This is a genomic window from Burkholderia sp. Tr-20390 (assembly GCF_017104595.1).
Classification (GTDB): domain Bacteria; phylum Pseudomonadota; class Gammaproteobacteria; order Burkholderiales; family Burkholderiaceae; genus Burkholderia.
Genome location: NZ_JAAGPC010000036.1, coordinates 1 through 17,393 on the forward strand (window position 1 = coordinate 1; position 17,393 = coordinate 17,393).

Genomic DNA, 17,393 nt, shown 5'->3' on the forward strand with positions numbered 1-17,393 from the left:
TCTCCGCGCAGCGTTGCGGCGCCGGCCGTGCGCCGCCACAGGAAGCTGGCGAGGTGCTCGACGGGCAGCGGCGCGCCGGATTGGTCGGCCGCGTGGCCGATGTTCAGCAGGCAGCCGCAGTCGGCGGACACGAGCCGGTCGCAGCCCGTCGCGCAGGCCGACGCGACCTTGTCGCGCACCATCGCGCCGGAGATGTCGGGATGCTTCAGCGAGAACGTGCCGCCGAAGCCGCAGCATTCGGATTCCCGTTCGTGTTCGATGCGCGTCACGCCCGGCAGCGCGTCGACGAGCGCGACACCGTGCACGCGTGTGCCCATCTCGCGGCGGGCCGCGCACGACGTGTGCAGCACCACGCGCTCGTCGGCGCCGGCCGGCGCGGCGAGTGCATCGAGCCGCACGTCGAGCACGTGTACGAGGAATTCGGTGAGTTCGTAGGTGCGTTCCGCGATCGCCCGCGCCTTGGGGCCGTGGACGGGATCGTCGGCGAACAGCGCCGGCCAATGGTGCCGGATCATGCCGCCGCACGAGCCGGACGGCACGATCACGGGCCACGGTTCGGCGAACAGGTCGAGCTGCGCGGCCGCGACGCGGCGCGCCTCGTCGGGATTGCCGCTGCTGTAGGCCGGCTGCCCGCAGCAGCTCTGGCCGCGCGGATAGTGGACGGTCAGGCCTTCGCGTTCCAGCAGGCGGACCGCGTCGAGCCCGGCTTCGGGGACGAACAGGTCGACCAGGCAGGTCGCGAACAGGTAGACGTGCGCGGGGGCGGCGGCGGGGTACTGCCTTTCGTTCATGTCTCGCTCCAGAGGCGACGGCCCGGCATGCGGATGCGGGACGACGATTTCGCTGCATAATTCCCGCGACGGCGCCGCAGCTCAAATTGGTTGGGCCAATCGGCGCGGAAGGCATTCCGCGGGGAGACGCGACGATGGCAGCGATGACGGCACGGGGCCGGACCGAAGTGGTGATGCGCAAGATCGAGACGGCGCTGCTCGACGGCACCTGGCCGGCCGGCGCGCGCCTGCCGGCCGAGCGCGTGCTTGCGCAGGAATACGGCGTGGCGCGCAATACGGTGCGCGAGGCGACCCAGCGGCTCGTCGCGCGCGGGCTGCTGCAGAGCCGGCGCGGCGCGGGTGTCTACGTGACGGACCAGTTGCGTGCCGGGATCGCGTCGCCGTGGGGCCAGCTGGTCGCCGATCATCCGGCGCTGCGCGACGACATCCTCGAGTTCCGCCGTGTGCTGGAAGGCGCGACCGCCTATTTCGCCGCGCTGCGCGCCGATGCGAACGACCGGCGCCGGATCCGGGCGCTGCTGCGCGAGCTCGAAACCGCGCACGCGAACGGCGCCGCGGCCGTCGAAGCCGCGACCGACGCGAAGCTGCACGAGGCGATTGCGCTCGCGTCGCACAACACGATGTTCCTGCACCTGCATACCAGCGTGATCGGGATGTTGCGCGAGCACATCTCGATCAACGTGGCGGGCATGACGACGCACGACGAGCAGGCGTCCGAGCTGCTGTTGCTGCAGCACCGCGTCGTGTGCGACGCGATCTGCGCGCAACGGCCCGAGGAGGCGCGCACCGCGATGCAGACGCATATCGACTATGTGCGCAGCCATTTCGAGCGCAGCGGCGATGGAGCATGAAATTGGTTGGGCCGCTTTGGCGCGTGACCCGTCCGGCGGGCGACTCCGGAGCGGCGGGGCATCGGTGCCCGGCAGGCGGGCGGCCATCCGTGGCTTGAAGCGGCCGGCGGTGCCCCCCGCGATTGACCGGTTCATCGGGCGCCCACTAGAATCGGCCGGAACCGCGCGCCAGCCGCGCGCCGCGGCGCATGCGGGACTTTTGTTCCGCCAGTCGAGGAAGTTTCCGTGTTCACCTCTTTGATCCGGCGCGCACTGGCCGCGCTGTCGTGGCGCGCCGCATGCCGCCAGGCCCGCGCGCTGGTCGTCTGCGCGCTGCTGCCGCTCGCCGCGTGCGCGACGCATCCGCCCGCCACCTCGCTCGATCGCCCCGTCTCCCACGCGTTGTCGGCCGATATCGCGACACCGTTGCGCGATGCGCTAGCCGCGACGGAAGCCGCGCATCCGGGGCAGTCGGGCTTCCGGCTGCTGGCCGATGGCGCCACCGCGCTGCAGATGCGCATCGCGCTCGCGCGGGCGGCGACGAAGACGCTCGACATGCAGTACTACATCGCGACCGAGGACACGACCGGCAAGCTGCTGCTCGCCGCGGCGCTGTACGCGGCCGATCGCGGCGTGCGCGTGCGGATGCTGGTCGACGACCTGAACTTCCACGATATCGATCGCGTGATGGCCGCGCTCAACACGCACCAGAACATCGAGATCCGCGTGTTCAACCCGTTCGGCGCATCGCAGCGCGGCATGGTCGAGCGCACGGCCAACTTCTTCACGCGGATCGACAGCTTCACGCGCCGGATGCACAACAAGGCGATGATCGCGGACAACCAGCTCGCGATCGTCGGCGGCCGCAATCTCGGCGACGAATACTTCAGTGCGAGCCCGACACTGCAGTTCCGCGATCTCGACGTGCTGGCCGCCGGCCCCGTGACGAGCGACATCTCGAAGAGCTTCGACGACTACTGGGCGAGCGCGAGCAGCTATCCGTTGCGCGTGCTGAATCAGCAGACGTTCGATCCGAAGGATCTCGACGCGATGCGCGACGAGTTGCGCGACCACTGGCGAAAGAATGCCGATCCGTACAACGCGAAGCCGCTGAACGCGACGCCGCTCGCACGGCAGATCGCGCGCGACGAACTCGAACTCGTGTGGGCGCCTGCCGAATTCAAGGTCGATGCGCCGGACAAGGTCGCGCGGCCGACCGGCACGTACGTGAGCCCGCCGATGCAGCGCCTGGCCGAGCTGACGCGCGGCGCGCAAAAGGAATTCCTCGCGTTTTCGCCGTACTTCGTGCCGCACGACGCCGGCGTGAAGATCCTCGGCGACACGGTCGCGCGCGGCGTGCGCGTCGCGATCGTCACGAATTCGCTCGCGGCGACCGACGCGGTCGCGGTGCAGGCCGGCTATGCGCCGTACCGCGTGCCGTTGCTGCAGCGCGGCGTCGAGCTGTACGAATTCAAGTCGCAGCCGGACCAGCAGCCCGCGCGGCTGTTCGGCTCGCGCTCGCGTGCGAGCCTGCATGCGAAGGCGTACGTGATCGACCGGCAAATCGTCGTGATCGGTTCGCTGAACCTCGACCCGCGTTCCGCGTACCTGAACACCGAGCTCGCGCTCGTGGTCCATAGCCCGGTGCTCGCGCAGCAGGCCGCGGCGATCTTCGCGCGCGTGACGCAGCCGGACGAAAGCTACCGCGTCACGCTCGCGAAGCGGACCGACGGCAGCCCGCCCGCGCTCGAATGGACGGGCACCGAAAGCGGTCAGGCCGCCACCTATCACGTCGACCCGCATGCGGGGCTGCTGCGCAACGTGATGACGGGCATCTTCACGCTGCTGCCGGTCGACGACCAGTTGTAAGGGCGGCAACGGCTCCGGCAAAACCCGCGATACCGGTGCGCGGGGAAAGGTGATAAGGTTGTGCGCGCAACGATATATGAATCGTGAAGGGCGCTTCCGGGCCGTTCGCACAATGCGGGTCGGAACGGCGCCGGCAGACGATGGACGATGCGCGCCGCCGCTCGCCGTGGCCGCGCGCCGTCGCAACCGGAGTTCCCCATGCAACGTGTACCGAACCAGCCGTTCATGCGCCCCGCGCGCTTCTCCGAAGCCGAATGGCAGGCGCGGGTGCAGCTCGCGGCCGCCTACCGCATCTTCGATCACCTCGGCTGGACCGAGCTGATCTACAACCATATCTCGCTGCGCGTGCCAGGCGAGGACGGGCATTTCCTGATCAACCCGTTCGGGCTCCATTACCGCGAGGTGTGCGCGTCGAACCTCGTGAAGATCGACATCGACGGCAACGTGATCGGTCATTCCGACTGGCCGATCAACCCGGCCGGCTTCACGTTCCACAGCGCGATCCATGCGGCGCTGCCCGATGCGCACTGCGTGATGCACGTGCACACGACGCCGACGATGGCCGTGTGCTGTTCGCGCGACGGGCTGTCGTTCTCCAATTTCTATTCGGCGCAGCTGTACGGGAAGATCGCGTATCACGACTTCGAGGGCATCACCGTGCATCTCGAAGAGGGGCGGCGCATCGTCGAAAGTGCCGGCGGGCGGCCGGTGCTGCTGCTGCGCAACCATGGGCCCGTGACGATCGGCGCGACGCTCGCGCAGACGTTTTCGCTGATGTGGCTGCTCAATCGCGCGTGCGAGGTGCAGGTCGCCACGCATGCGATCGGCGACGCGCTGCCGATTGCGCCGCCGGTGCTCGAGGGGTGCGTGCGCGATTCGCTGAATTTCGATCCGAAGCATGGCGCGGGGCAGGACGCGTTCGACGCGCTGCAGCGGATCGTCGATCGCATCGATCCGGGCTATCGCGCGTGACGTGAAGCGGTGCACTCGCATCGGCATGCCTGATACGGGGTGAACCGGATCCGACGGCGGCGTGCGCAAAAAAAACGCGGCCGGGCGGCCGCGTGAATACTCGCAGACTCCTTCGGACGAAGGAAACAAGCAACTGTGAGACGAAGTGTAGCGAAAGCCCGCGCGCCGATTCAGTCACCTGGCTGCAAAGGTCCATTCCAGCTTGATGCAGACTGCGCGCCGTGCGCCGCGCGAGCGGGCCGGCCGGGCGCGGTGCGGCGATTCGCTGCATGGCCGTTCGGTCGACTCCCGGACCGGCGGCGATCGACTACCATCCTATCTGGCGCCCCCGCTCGGGCGGCGTACAACGTCGTACAAGGAGAGTCCATGCTCAAGCTGCGTTTGCTCCAGGTCGCGTTACTCGCGGGCGTGCTGGCTGCCGGCAGCGCCGCCGCCGAAACGGTGCGCCTGTCCGCCAATCTCCAGCCGTCGAGTGAAGTGCCGCCCACGGCGACCAAGGGCTCGGGCGACGTCGAGGCCACCTACGACACGGCCACGCACATGCTGCAGTGGAAGGTCACTTACGAACACCTCACGGGGCCGGCCACCGCCGCGCACTTCCACGGGCCGGCGCCGGTTGGCCAGAACGCAGGCGTGCAGGTGCCGATCCCGAAGGAGGAGCTGGCGAGCCCGATCAAGGGCTCGAAGGAACTCACCGACGCGCAGGTCACCGACCTGATGGGCGGCAAGTGGTATTTCAACGTCCATACGAAGGAGCATCCGGCCGGCGAGATCCGCGGCCAGGTGATGCCGGCGAACTGAGTGCCGGCGTTTGATCCGTGAGCGCCGGAAACCGGCAGACGCAGGCGGCATTCCGCTGTGTCGGGTGCGGGCATGAGGGCCATGCCGATGTGGTTGGTGCGATCACCATACTGGCGCGGGGGCACCGCGTTGCAGCCTGTGGAGAGCCGGTGCAGTCGGGCAGCTCCGTGAAGCAGGAACCCGCCGAGGCGATCTGAGACAAGCATCATCGTTTCAAACGCGGTAGGAATCCCGAGCCTTCAGGCGCGGGAGGATGTCAAGTAGAGGCATCTGTCGAGCGGTGCGGGAGCGATCGCACGTACCATCGTCACACTGTGATTACGGAGTGCGTCCGATGAGTTGGCAAAGCAAGTTCGCCTGCTGGCTGCTGCGCTGGCAGTTCCGTCCCGAGACCACGCGCGAGGTGCTCGATCCTGCCCGTGCACGGCGCTTTACCGACCTGCGGATGGTCGTGCCGCGCCGTGCGCCGTCGGGCTACCGGCTGCGCCAGTGCCATGGCCCGGGCGACGCGCCGCTGCGCGGCGAATGGCTCGAACGCACCGACTCGGTTGCGGGCCGAGGCCCTGGCCGCACGCTGCTGTACTTCCATGGTGGCGGCTATTACTTCTGTTCGACGAAGACCCACCGTCCGCTCGTGTTCGGCCTGACGAAGCGCGCGGGCGTGCGCTCGTTCTCGCTCGACTACCGGCTGGCGCCCGAGCACCGCTTCCCGGCCGCGCTCGACGATGCGCTGGCCGCGTACCGGCAACTGCTGGCGCTCGGCACGCCGCCCGAGTCGATCGTGCTCGGCGGCGACTCGGCGGGCGGCGGCCTCGCGCTCGCGACGCTCGTCGCGCTGCGCGACCGCGGCGAGCCGCTGCCGGCTGGCGCGATCCTGTTCTCGCCGTGGACCGACCTGGCCGCCACCGGCGCGACGCTGCGCACGAACGACGGCGCCGATCCGATGTTCGCCGGCGCGGCGCTGCCGAAGGCCGCGAAGCTGTACCTGGGCGATGAGCCGGGCACGAATCCGTACGCATCGCCGCTCTATGCGGATTTCGCGGGGCTGCCGCCGCTGTATATCCAGGTCGGCAGCACCGAGGTGCTGCTCGACGATTCGCGCCGCGTCGCCGAGAAGGCGAAGGCGGCCGGGGTCGCGGTGGAGATCGAGGTGTGGCCCGACATGCCGCACGTGTGGCAGCTGTACGCGCCGATGGTGCCGGAAGCGCGTGACGCGCTCGACCGCGCGGCCGCGTTCCTGCGCCGCGTCGCGGTCGAGCGTGCGGTTCAGCGTGCCGGCGAGGCGTCGATCGCCTGATAGGCGGCCTTGACGGCCACCGAGCCGTACTTGCGCTCGAGCCGGCGCACGGTGAAGTGGCCGTGCGCCATCTGCTGGAAGTGGTCGATGAACAGCGTATTGACGGTCGCGCCGAGCACGGCGCCGATCGCCGGAATCGACTTCGCGGCCATCTGCTCGGTCACCTGTACCGAGAAGCGCGACGCCACCGTCTGCACGAGCTTGAACACGGCCGCCGAGCTGTGTGCGGCGATGCCCTTCGTCGTGATGTCGGACGACGCCTTCGAAATCGCCTGCGCGAGCGCGCCGCGCAGCACGAAATAGCCGAGATCGGCGTCCTCTTCCTGCTTGTCCGGGTTGCCGCCCATGCCGAGCACGGCCAGGCATTGCAGCTGCGTATCGACCGAGCCCAGGTCTTCGCCCTCGCTGCGCGCGATGTCGCACACCGAGCGGAAGATCAGCGTCGTCGTCACCGGCAGCTCGACCGGCAGCGCGAGAAAGCCGAATGCGCCGCCCGCCGCGCCGGTCGTCGCGACCGCGAGCTTGTGCAGCAGGTTGCTCGGCTTGTCGGGTTCGGCGTCCGGCCCGGGCGGCTTGCCGAGCGTGCGCAGCGCGATGTTCAGGCACTTGCGCAGCGCGAGCTGCGTCGCGTCGTTGATCTTGCCGGTCGCGAAATCCGGCAGCCGGGCGATCATTTTCTCGACCGGCGCGCCGAGCATGCCCGTCAGCTTCATCGTCAGCGACGGGCTTTCCAGTACCTGCTTCGCGCGCCACAGCGCGTCCCGATCCTCCTGGGACAGCGTGGTCGCGGGGGTGATTGAAATCGGTTCCATCTTTCTCCTTGGCGGTCTGAGCGAGTTTGACCGTCGCCAGCCTAGATTACTCCGGCGTGCTAGAATTTTGAGATTGTTTGACTCGTCAAAAGTTGCGCCAACAAAAAATGGCCGTCCATACTGCCGCCCACCATTCGAGCGGGCAAGTCCTGCCGTTCCGCGAATCGCTGCTGGCGATGATCGGGATCTCATTTGTCACCATGCTGGTCGCGCTCGACCAGACCGTCGTCGGCACCGCGTTGCCGACCATCGTCGCCGAGCTTCGCGGTTTCGACCTGTACGCGTGGGTCGCGACCTCGTACCTGCTCAGTTCCGTGATCACGGTGCCGATCTTCGGCCGGCTCGGCGACTATTACGGCCGCAAGCCATTCGTCATCGCGTCGATCGTCGTGTTCACCGGCGCGTCCGTGCTGTGCGGGATGGCGAACGACATGCTGATGCTCGTGCTCGCGCGCGGGCTGCAGGGGATCGGCGGCGGGATGCTGGTCGGCACCGCGTTCGCGTGCATTCCCGACCTGTTCCCCGATTCCGTCGTGCGGCTGCGCTGGCAGGTGCTGATGAGCTCCGCGTTCGGCATCGCGAACGCGGTCGGGCCGTCGCTCGGCGGTGTGCTGACCCAGTCGTTCGGCTGGCGTTCGGTGTTCTACGTGAACCTGCCGGTCGGCCTGCTGTCGCTGCTGTTCGTGTGGCGCTACCTGCCGCACCTGCGCCACGTCGAGCACGATCGCAAGATGCGGCTCGACTGGCCAGGCGCGCTGCTGATCGCGCTGTCGCTCGGCGCGCTGCAGCTGTTCGTCGAATGGCTGCCGAAATACGGCGTCGCGAGCTGGGCGTCGCTGCTGCTCGTCGTCGCGGTCGCGGCCGGTTTCGGCCTGTGGCACTGGGAGAAGCGTTGCGCGCAGCCGATCTTGCCGTTCGACATGTTCGGCAACCGCGCGCTGTCGGCACTCTTCGTGCTGGCGATCCTCGCCGGCTTCTCGATGTTCTCGTTGCTGTTCTACGCGCCGCTGCTGTTCCAGGGCGGGTTCGGGATGTCGCCGAAGGAGGCGGGGCTCGTGATCACGCCGCTCGTCGTGTTCATCACGATCGGCAGCATCATGAACGGCCGGGTCGTCACGCGCATCCGCAATCCGAACGCGATGCTGCACGTCGGCTTCGTGCTGTTCGCGATCACCTGCGCGGGCATCGTCGTGTCGACCCACACGACGCCGAAGTGGCTGCTGATGGCGCTGATGGTCGCGGGCGGCATCGGGCTCGGCTTCGTGCTGCCGAACCTCACCGTCTTCGCGCAGCAGACGGCCGGCCGCGAGCATCTCGGCATCGCGACGGCGTTGCTGCAGTCGCTGCGGATGGTTGGCGGGATGGTCGGCACCGCGCTCACCGGCACGCTCGTCAACCAGATGTATTCGAGTGGCGTGCGCAATGCGCTGTCGGCCGACCATGCGATGCAATGGCATGCGCAGCTCGCCGATCCGCAGATCCTGATCGATCGCGCCGCGCAGGGTGGTCTCGTCGCGGAGCTGACGCGCGCCGGGCATAATGGCGCGCTGCTGCTGGAAGCGGCCCGCGAATCGCTCGTCGGCGCGATTCACCTGGGCGTCGCGATGGCGGCGGTCGTCGCCGTGGTGTCGGTGTGGCAGTGCCGCCGCGTGCCGCCGATCGCGCTGCGGCACAAGATCGAACCGCATGTCGCGGCCGACTGAACGATTGAACGAGTAGAACTGAGCGCATGGAAGAACAGGACCGCGTCGCGATCTTGCAGCAATTCGGACGCACGTATCGCGCATTCATGACCGCGTTCGAGGCGCACGTCGGGCAACCGATGCCGCGCTGGCGCATCATGGTCGCGTTGCACACGATGGGCGGCCATTCGTCGCAGAAGAAGCTCGTCGAAGTGCTGCGCGTCGATCCGGGCGCGCTCACGCGCCAGTTGAAGTCGCTCGACGCGCTCGGCTGGATCCAGCGCGAATCGGACGCACGCGACAATCGCGTGACCAACGTGACGCTGACGGACGACGGCCGCGCCGCGTTCGACGCGTGCCTGCCGCGCCGCAAGGCGTTTATCGAACAGACGATGGCGCAATTGCCGGACGACGTGCTGACTGCGCTGTCGGGCGCGCTGGCGATGCTGGAGTCGCGGATCGCGGACGTCGGCTCGACGCCGGCCGCGCGCTGAAGCGCGGGGCAGGGCGGCGCGTATCCGCCGCCGGCCCGGCCCTTCATCTCATCTCAATTCACTGTCGGTCAGAAGCGGGCTCAAAGCTCGATGCGCGTGCCCAGCAGCGCGAGGAACTGCGCGAGCCAGGCCGGATGCGCGGGCCACGCGGGCGCGGTGACGAACGGCGCGTCGGTCACGGCCGCATCGACCGGGATGTCCGCGTATTCGCCGCCGGCGAGCTTCACCTCGGGCGCGCAGGCCGGGTAGGCCGAGATGCGCTTGCCGCGGATCACGTCGGCGGCCGCGAGCAGTTGCGCCGCGTGGCAGATCGCCGCGATCGGCTTGCCGGCTTCGGCGAACTCGCGCACGAGCGAGATCACCTTCGGATCGAGTCGCAGGTATTCGGGCGCGCGGCCGCCCGCGATCGCGAGCGCGTCGTAGCGCGATGCATCGACGTCGTCGAACGCCGCGTTCAGCGTGAACTGGTGGCCGGGCTTCTCGGTGTAGGTCTGGTCGCCCTCGAAATCGTGGATCGCGGTCTTGATCTTGTCGCCCGCGCGCTTGCCCGGGCAGACTGCATCGACGTGGTGGCCGACGGCCTGCAGCGCCTGGAACGGCACCATCGTTTCGTAGTCTTCGGCGAAATCGCCGGTCAGGAACAGGATCTTCTTCGCGGCCATGGCTTTCTCCAGTGGAGCTGCGTTGAGGGCCCGCGCGACAGGCAAGTGCCACGCCCGCCTGGGGCCCCGAGGACGAAAGCGCAGTGTACTCCGGCCGCTTGAAGCGCGCGTGACGGCCGCGCCGCGCGAGCGGCGGGGCGGTGGTGCACGTTGTGCGCGACGGGCGTCAGAAGAAGGTTTCGACGACTTCCGTCACGCTGAACTGCGGATCGAGCACGAGCACCTGGCGCCACTTGTCGAACGTCAGGCACGGGTGCGAGATGTCGAACGCGACCATGTCGCCCACTTTCACGTCTGCGCCCGGCGGGATCTGCAGGTATGCGTGCTGGTCCATCATTCCGGTGACGGCCCAGCCTTCGGTGGCGGCGACGTCGCGCGGCGCGGTGTCGCGGCCCGGGCGGAAGTGGCGCGCCGGCTCCGGCAGCCCCGCGTCGAACGCCGCGTCGCGCTTGCCGAGCGCGACGATCGCGCGGTCCGCCTCCGGCACCGACTGCACGTAGGCCCACAGTTGCAGCGCGGGCAGCAGCCCTTCGCCCATCGTGCGTGCGATCGGGTTGCGCGCGAACACGTCGGTCTGCGCCTTCTTGTAGATGCCGACATCGTGCGTCAGGTAGCAGCCCGGACGCAGCACGACTTCCGCGAAGCCGGCGTTCGACGCCTTCGCGAATTCCTCCGCGACCACGTCGTACCACGCCGAACCCGCGCCGGACAGGATCGCCGGCGTACGCGCGAAGCGGCCTGCTTCGGCCAGCTCACGCGTGAGCGCGACCGCTTCCTGCAGGAACGTGCGGATCTCGCCTTCTTCCTTTAGCACGCCTTCGTAGAGTTCGATGCCGGCCAGCTTCAGCGTGTCCGGATAGCGCGCGATCGCGGCGAGCACGGCCTCGCGTTGCGCGGCATCGCGCACGCCCGCGCGGCCGCCCGGCACGCCGAGCTCGAGCAGCACGTTCAGCGGCTTCTTCAGCGCACCGAAGAAGCGGCCGAGCTGGTCGACGCTCTCCGCCGAATCGACGAGACAGAAGAATTCGAAGTCGGGGTCGGACAGCAGCCCGGCGATGATCGTCATGTTCTGGCGGCCGACCAGCTGGTTCGCGAGCAGCACGCGCCGCACGCCGCCGTGATACGCGGCCTGCGTCTGGTGCGCGGTCGCGAGCGTGATGCCCCACGCGCCGGCGTCGAGCTGGCGGCGGAACAGTTGCGGCGCCATCGTCGTCTTGCCGTGCGGCGCGAACTTGACGCCGTACTTCTGCACGAAGGCCTGCATCCAGTTCAGGTTGTGTTCGATGCGGTCCTCGTAAAGCACGGCGGCCGGCAGGCTGACGTCTTCCGCAAGCAGGTTCCACTCGAGACGGCCTGCTTCGCCGAGCGGCACGCTCGCGCTGGGCAGATTGCCGAGGCCCTTGCCGAACGGATCGATCGTCGCTTCCTGATAGTTTGTAACTTTCATGTCATCCCGCTCCATCATCACTATGCATTGCACTGAAGTTGACACGCCGATGGTACAGAAAGTAGCATCGGCGCGGTGATGTTATTTAGTAACATCGAGCTTCGCACCCTCGAGCTTCGCCCCTTTTTGCAGATGAATACGCCCGCCACCCCGTCCACCCCGCTCGCAGCCGAGCTTCATCCGGCGCCGGCCGCTCCGCCGGTGCTCGACATCGTCGCGCGGATCGCCGAATGTGCGCCCGAGCTGCGCGAAGCCGAGCGCAAGGTCGCCGCGTTCATCCTCGCCGACCTGGCGCGCGCCGCGCATGCGAGCATCGGCGCGCTTGCACGCGACGCGGAGGTCAGCGTCGCGACGGTCACGCGTTTCGCGAAGGCGGTCGGCTGCCGCGACGTGCGCGAACTGAAGGTGCTGGTCGCGCAGGCGGCGGCCGTCGGCCAGCGCTTCCTGGTGCCGTCCGACGACGCGCCGGCCGACGACACGAGCCCCGCGTCGATGGTCTACGACGAGATCCGCGTCGCGCTCGCGCACAACCATCAGTTGCTGCGCAACACGTCGTTCGAGGCAGCCGCCGACCTGCTCGCCGCCGCGAAGATGACCTACGTGTACGGGCAGGGCGGCGGCTCGACCGCGCTCGCCGACGAGTTGCGCTTCCGGCTCGTGCGTTTCGGCCGGCCGGTCGCGAGCTACCAGGACAGCGTGCTGCAGCGGATGGTGGCCGCGACGCTGTCGCGCGACACCGTCGTCGTCGCGCTGTCGGTGAGCGGGCGCGTGCCCGAGCTGCTCGAGAGCTGCCGGCTCGCGAAGCGCTACGGCGCGAAGCTGATCGCGATCACCGCGCCGGCGTCGCCGCTCGCGAAGCTGGCCGACCACCTGATCCCGGTCGTCGCGTTCGAAACCGATTTCATTTACAAGCCGTCGACATCGCGCTACGCGATGATGATGGCGATCGACGTGCTCGTCACCGGAGTCGCATTGCGGCTCGGCGATGCGGGCCGAGAATCGCTGCGTCGCATCAAGCACGCGCTCGATGCGCATCGCGGCGGCGGAGACCGTCAACCGGTAGGAGACTGACCATGCATTCGCATCCCGAAGCCGCCGATACGCTGATCGTCGGCGCGCAGCTTTACGACGGTACCGGCGCGCCGCCCGTCACGCGCGACGTCGCGATCCGCAACGGCCTGATCGCGGCGATCGGCAACCTGTCGAACTGGCTGGCCGAGAATGTCGTCGATGCGAACGGCCGCGCGCTCGCGCCGGGCTTCGTCGACGTGCACACGCACGACGACACGCACGTGATCCGCGCACCGGAGATGATCCCGAAGATCTCGCAGGGCGTGACGACCGTGATCGTCGGCAACTGCGGGATCAGCGCGTCGCCGGTGACGCTCGCGGGCGATCCGCCCGATCCGATGAACCTGCTCGGCGAGCGCGGTGCGTTCCAGTACCCGACCTTCGCCGACTACGTCGCGGCCGTGAACGGCGCGCGTCCGGCTGTGAACGTCGCGGCGCTCGTCGGCCACACGGCGCTGCGCAACAACCAGATGGACCGCCTCGACCGCGCGGCGACCGACGGCGAGATCGCCGGCATGCGCGCGCAGCTCGAGGAGGCGCTCGCGAACGGCGCACTCGGCCTGTCGTCAGGTCTCGCGTACGGCTCCGCGTTCGCGGCGCCGGCCGAAGAGGTGATGGCGCTCGCCGAGCCGCTCGCGAATGCGGGCGCGCTGTACACCACGCACATGCGCACCGAGTTCGACGCGATCCTCGATGCGATGGAAGAGGCGTACCAGGTCGGCCGCCATGCGCGCGTGCCGGTCGTGATCTCGCACCTGAAGTGCGCGGGCCCGTCGAACTGGGGGCGCAGCACCGAGGTGCTCGCGTCGCTCGAAGGCGCGCGGCGCTACCAGCCGGTCGGCTGCGACTGCTATCCGTACAGCCGTAGCTCGTCGACGCTCGACCTGAAGCAGGTGACGGGCGACATCGACATCACGATCACGTGGTCCGAGCCGCACCCGGAAGTGGCGGGCAAGCTGCTGAAGGCGATCGCGGCCGAGTGGGGCGTGACCGAGCAGGAAGCCGCGCAGCGCATCCGCCCGGCGGGCGCGGTGTACCACAACATGTCCGAGGACGACGTGCGCCGGATCCTGTCGCATCCCGCGACGATGGTCGGCTCCGACGGCCTGCCGAACGATCCGCTGCCGCACCCGCGGCTGTGGGGCGCGTTCCCGCGCGTGCTCGGCCACTACGTGCGCGAGACGAACCTGCTGCCGCTCGAGGAAGCGATCCGCAAGATGACGTCGCTGTCCGCGCGCCGCTACGGGATCGCACGGCGCGGCGAGGTGCACGTGGGCTACCACGCGGATCTCGTGTTGTTCGATCCGGCGAGCGTGATCGACGCCGCGACGTTCGAGAAGCCGCAGCAGCCCGCGCACGGGATCGACGCCGTGTGGGTGAACGGCGTGCTCTCTTATGAAAACGGCCAGCCGACCGGCGAGCGCGCCGGCGGCTTCGTCGCCCGCGGCGAGCGCGTGCCGGCGAGTGCCGACGCCGCGTTCTGAACGCGGTGGTTGTTCCGATCTGCCGCGCGCGCCGTCGTCGGTGCGCGCATCCGTAACCGTGCGTTGCATGGGGCCGGAGCAGGCGCTGAAGCGCCGGCTCCGGCCGACAAACAAGGAGAGAAACGATGAAGCGATATGGCGTAGGCGAAGCGAAGGGCACGGGCGGCCAGGTGATGCCGTTCGCACGCGCGGTCGAGGCCGACGGCTGGCTGTACGTGTCGGGCCAGACGCCGATGGTGAACGGCGAGGTCGTCGAAGGCGGCATCGTCACGCAGTCGAAGCAGACGATCGAGAACGTGATCGCGATCCTGAAGGAAGCCGGCTACGGCCTCGAGCACGTCGTGCGCTGCGGCGTGTGGCTCGACGACGCGCGCGATTTCGCGTCGTTCAACAAGGTGTTCATTTCGTACTTCGGCGAGCATCCGCCGGCACGCGCGTGCGTGCAGTCGAGCATGGTCATCGACTGCAAGGTCGAGGTCGACTGCATCGCTTACAAGCCGCCGGTGAAGTAACGCGGCGAGGGCGGAAGCTGTACAACAAGGCCGGTGCATTGACGTGCACCGGCCTTGTTGCATTTGAGGCAGTCGATGCGAGGGCGAGCGGGCGGGCGAGGGCGTTCAAATACAACTCGGTTGAAGTAGGTATGGGCGGCACCGAAACTTTGCATTGTGTGACGAAGCTTTTCCGACGGGCCTCAACGTGACACGCCTGTCTGAGCCGGCGGCGGCAGCAAGCCGCGGATGCATGGCGCGATTCGCCGGCTACAACCGCCTTTCAATCCAGAGGGCAAGGTGTTTTGATGGAAAACGTGCGTTGGGATGAGATCGAGGTCTTCGTCAGAGCAGAGGTAGGGCTTGGCAAATCGACGCCATTGTTCGTCGCCACGAGGCTTTGGGAGGATCTTGGCCGGACCGGCGACGAAGCAGACGATTTCATGGGTCGCTTTTTCGAGCGTTTTTCCGTCGATGCCGGCGACTTCGATTTTCACCGGTATTTCCTGATGGAGGGCGAAGGGGCCTCTATTCATTGTTCCGCCGATGGGTGCTCCGAAAACCGCACGCTCTCGAACGGGAATCGATCACGCTGGCGATGCTGTACCGCGCAGCGGTTGAACGGAAATGGGGTGCGCGGCAATTCACCGAGCTATCGTGAAGAGTCGAGTGAGCAGGTGCGCATGACTTCCGGAGAACTGAACGTAAGCGATAGGCGGAAAGCTCAAGGCGATATACCGTAATCAAACCGGAGGGTATTGGATGTTGTCGATTGATTCCAGCGGGATGGTTGTGACTCCGCGCGTAGTACGGGCCAGAAAAATCCAAATTGAGCGCGGTGCGATGCAGAGGATTAGTGGGATTGTCGTCCATCAAACAGGTGGTTCAACTGCGACTTCTGCGCTCAGCAGCTATCAGAATGCGTCGGCCACTGGCGCGCATTTTCTGATTGAAAAAGATGGAACGATTTATCAGACGGCATCTTTGAAGAAGATGACTTGGCATGTCGGTCGGATCAAGGCGCGCTGTGTTGCCGAAATGCGTTGCACGCCTGTCGAACTGGAGCAACTTCGCCGTTTTGACCCGCGTGGAGAAGACCGGCGGGAGATGCGCAAGGCGGTCCCGGACCGTTACCCTTCCAATACGGACAGCATTGGCGTGGAATTGGTCGGTGAAGCTCTGCCACTCAATGAGCCCAACCCTGATCGACGAACCTACGTCGCGGCGCCGGAAGCTCAGAACGATTCGTTGCGATGGCTCGTCCACGCCCTTTCGGTAACGCTGCGTGTGCCGGTGACAGAGGTTTTTCGTCACCCGGTAGTATCGCGGAAGAACCGGACGGAGGCGGCGAGAGTGCAATGGTGATTCGGATCGCAGTTTTGATGTTGGCGCTCGCACTCAGCCACAGTGTGGCTGCGGGCACGCTGTCCAATAGGGCATCGCCTGGCGGCGCGGCACCCGTTGTTGTACCGGAGTCAGTCGAAATCGTCAGGAACGGTGCGTGGTCGGCTGACATCAGCGGGGACGAAACGGCGGATATGTGTCGTGCGTTCGTTCTTCGGCGTGCGGATGTCAGCGCATTTTTCAAGCGTGCGGGCCGCGTAACAGAGCGGGCGTACAGCCATGACCTGGACGCCGCGCGTTGCTATGCCGAAGGGGAAGCGCGTCTGGCGGGCGGTGGCGCGGCGAAATGGAGGATAGACCAGGCAAGGCGAGGCTTCATTTCCATGCACGATGGTCGAACAATCTACCTGTATTGTCCGAAGTGCCGGGCCGACGTATTCGCACCGAATTAGAGAAGCACGCCTTCCGCAAGCGGGCAGTGTTGGCGGACCGAAAACGTCCGCCAACCCACTCATTTACTGTCGCGCGTTGCGCGCGTTATCCGGCATCGGCTGGTTGTAGTTGGTGCGGAACGGATTGATGTCGAGCCCGCCGCGGCGCGTATAGCGCGCATACACCGCGAGCTTCACCGGTTTGCATGCGTGCAGGATGTCGAGGAAGATCCGCTCGACGCACTGCTCGTGAAAGCCCGTGTGATTGCGGAACGAGATGATGTAGCGCAGCAGGCCCGCGTGGTCGATCTGCGGCCCGACATAGTGGATCTGCACGCTGCCCCAGTCGGGCTGGCCGGTGACCGGGCAGTTCGAGCGCAGCAGGTCGGACACGAGCGTCTCCTCGACCGGCGCTTCGTCTTCAGCGGCCGACAGCAGCGACGGATCGGGTTCGTACACGTCGGTGTCGAGGTCGAGCCGGTCGAGCGACAGCCCGTCGAGCTCGTCCATCTCGAGCTTGCCGAAATCGTGCGGCGACACGAGCTGCACGGACACGGTCGCGCCGCACGCGGCCGACACGTCGCGCTTCAGCGCGTCGCGCACCGCGTCGATCGAATCGAACTTCGTCTGCGCGAACGAGCCGAGATACAGCTTGAACGACTTCGATTCGACGATGTTAGGCGATTCGGCCGGCACGTAGAACGTCGCCACCGCGATCTGCGGCTTGCCGCGCGCGTTGAGCCACGACAGCTCGTAGGCGTTCCAGATGTCGGTGCCGAAGAACGGCAGCGCCGACGTGATGCCGAGCTGCTCACGTGCGCCGGCGCGCGGGATCGGGAACAGCAGCGACGCGTCGTACTGGGCGGCGTAGACGGTGGCCTTGCCGAGCGGGGAATGTTCGGGATTCATGCGTGA

Annotated in this window: 18 protein-coding genes and 1 pseudogene; 14 read left to right on the plus strand and 5 right to left on the minus strand. The window is 67.4% G+C overall.

Annotated features, from left to right (window positions below; translation table 11 throughout):
- The coding region (locus G3N98_RS12610) for a (Fe-S)-binding protein (protein WP_206148363.1) at positions 1-791 on the minus strand (791 nt) is incomplete at its 3' end.
- A gap of 134 nt (positions 792-925) precedes the next feature.
- Here G3N98_RS12610 and G3N98_RS12615 point away from each other — a divergent pair.
- From G3N98_RS12615 to G3N98_RS12635, 6 genes and pseudogenes are all read left to right on the plus strand, one after another.
- Entirely contained in the window at positions 926-1,642 is a 717-nt protein-coding gene (locus tag G3N98_RS12615; RefSeq protein ID WP_069248848.1) for a FadR/GntR family transcriptional regulator, read from the plus strand.
- 225 nt (positions 1,643-1,867) lie between these two features.
- Positions 1,868-3,490, plus strand: coding sequence for a phospholipase D family protein (locus G3N98_RS12620; protein WP_206148364.1), 1,623 nt, complete (start codon positions 1,868-1,870; stop codon positions 3,488-3,490).
- 198 nt (positions 3,491-3,688) lie between these two features.
- Complete coding sequence (locus tag G3N98_RS12625) at positions 3,689-4,462, plus strand: class II aldolase/adducin family protein (RefSeq protein WP_089473552.1); 774 nt, start codon at positions 3,689-3,691, stop codon at positions 4,460-4,462.
- A 366-nt stretch (positions 4,463-4,828) separates the two neighbouring features.
- Entirely contained in the window at positions 4,829-5,263 is a 435-nt protein-coding gene (locus G3N98_RS12630) for a CHRD domain-containing protein (protein WP_046544429.1), read from the plus strand.
- Positions 5,264-5,280: 17 nt separating this feature from the next.
- Positions 5,281-5,460 (plus strand): annotated as a pseudogene (locus G3N98_RS39775) (zinc ribbon domain-containing protein); the annotation flags it as partial.
- 137 nt (positions 5,461-5,597) lie between these two features.
- On the plus strand, positions 5,598-6,560 hold the full coding sequence (locus G3N98_RS12635; protein ID WP_089473551.1) for an alpha/beta hydrolase: 963 nt from the start codon (positions 5,598-5,600) through the stop codon (positions 6,558-6,560).
- On the opposite strand, the gene G3N98_RS12640 is transcribed toward G3N98_RS12635, so the two are convergent.
- Positions 6,530-7,372, minus strand: coding sequence for an EcsC family protein (locus tag G3N98_RS12640; protein ID WP_046544431.1), 843 nt, complete (start codon positions 7,370-7,372; stop codon positions 6,530-6,532). The genes G3N98_RS12635 and G3N98_RS12640 overlap by 31 nt on opposite strands.
- A gap of 107 nt (positions 7,373-7,479) precedes the next feature.
- Here G3N98_RS12640 and G3N98_RS12645 point away from each other — a divergent pair, with 107 nt between their 5' ends.
- Together G3N98_RS12645 and G3N98_RS12650 are read left to right on the plus strand one after the other, a co-directional pair.
- Positions 7,480-9,075 carry an MDR family MFS transporter gene (locus G3N98_RS12645; protein ID WP_089495629.1) on the plus strand — a complete coding sequence of 532 codons (1,596 nt, stop codon included), beginning with the start codon at positions 7,480-7,482 and terminating at the stop codon, positions 9,073-9,075.
- Between the two features lie 26 nt (positions 9,076-9,101).
- Positions 9,102-9,548, plus strand: a complete 447-nt coding sequence (locus G3N98_RS12650; RefSeq protein WP_206148365.1) for a MarR family transcriptional regulator — start codon at positions 9,102-9,104, stop codon at positions 9,546-9,548.
- Between the two features lie 80 nt (positions 9,549-9,628).
- Here G3N98_RS12650 and G3N98_RS12655 read toward each other — a convergent pair whose 3' ends face one another.
- Positions 9,629-10,210: a DJ-1/PfpI family protein gene (locus tag G3N98_RS12655; RefSeq protein WP_021161332.1), complete on the minus strand. Its 582-nt coding sequence runs from the start codon at positions 10,208-10,210 to the stop codon at positions 9,629-9,631.
- Between the two features lie 166 nt (positions 10,211-10,376).
- The gene (locus G3N98_RS12660; RefSeq protein WP_039360131.1) at positions 10,377-11,657 is read right to left on the minus strand and encodes an amino acid deaminase; all 1,281 of its coding nucleotides are present in this window, start codon (positions 11,655-11,657) and stop codon (positions 10,377-10,379) included.
- Positions 11,658-11,789: 132 nt separating this feature from the next.
- On the opposite strand from G3N98_RS12660, the gene G3N98_RS12665 reads away from it, so the two are divergent.
- The 6 genes from G3N98_RS12665 (at position 11,790) to G3N98_RS12690 (ending at position 16,499) form a co-directional block, all read left to right on the plus strand.
- Positions 11,790-12,728, plus strand: a complete 939-nt coding sequence (locus G3N98_RS12665; protein ID WP_206148366.1) for a MurR/RpiR family transcriptional regulator — start codon at positions 11,790-11,792, stop codon at positions 12,726-12,728.
- A 2-nt stretch (positions 12,729-12,730) separates the two neighbouring features.
- Complete coding sequence (locus tag G3N98_RS12670) at positions 12,731-14,212, plus strand: D-aminoacylase (RefSeq protein WP_206148367.1); 1,482 nt, start codon at positions 12,731-12,733, stop codon at positions 14,210-14,212.
- 125 nt (positions 14,213-14,337) lie between these two features.
- Positions 14,338-14,724: a RidA family protein gene (locus G3N98_RS12675; RefSeq protein WP_069248838.1), complete on the plus strand. Its 387-nt coding sequence runs from the start codon at positions 14,338-14,340 to the stop codon at positions 14,722-14,724.
- Positions 14,725-15,011: 287 nt separating this feature from the next.
- On the plus strand, positions 15,012-15,446 hold the full coding sequence (locus G3N98_RS12680; RefSeq protein ID WP_241025888.1) for a DUF1493 family protein: 435 nt from the start codon (positions 15,012-15,014) through the stop codon (positions 15,444-15,446).
- Positions 15,447-15,465: 19 nt separating this feature from the next.
- Positions 15,466-16,068, plus strand: a complete 603-nt coding sequence (locus G3N98_RS12685; RefSeq protein WP_083265918.1) for a peptidoglycan recognition family protein — start codon at positions 15,466-15,468, stop codon at positions 16,066-16,068.
- On the plus strand, positions 16,062-16,499 hold the full coding sequence (locus G3N98_RS12690; RefSeq protein WP_144030262.1) for a hypothetical protein: 438 nt from the start codon (positions 16,062-16,064) through the stop codon (positions 16,497-16,499). The genes G3N98_RS12685 and G3N98_RS12690 overlap by 7 nt, the downstream gene beginning before the upstream one ends.
- Positions 16,500-16,562: 63 nt before the next feature.
- On the opposite strand, the gene queF is transcribed toward G3N98_RS12690, so the two are convergent.
- Positions 16,563-17,387 carry an NADPH-dependent 7-cyano-7-deazaguanine reductase QueF gene (gene queF, locus G3N98_RS12695; RefSeq protein ID WP_047852210.1) on the minus strand — a complete coding sequence of 275 codons (825 nt, stop codon included), beginning with the start codon at positions 17,385-17,387 and terminating at the stop codon, positions 16,563-16,565.
- Between the last annotated feature and the right edge of the window lie 6 nt (positions 17,388-17,393).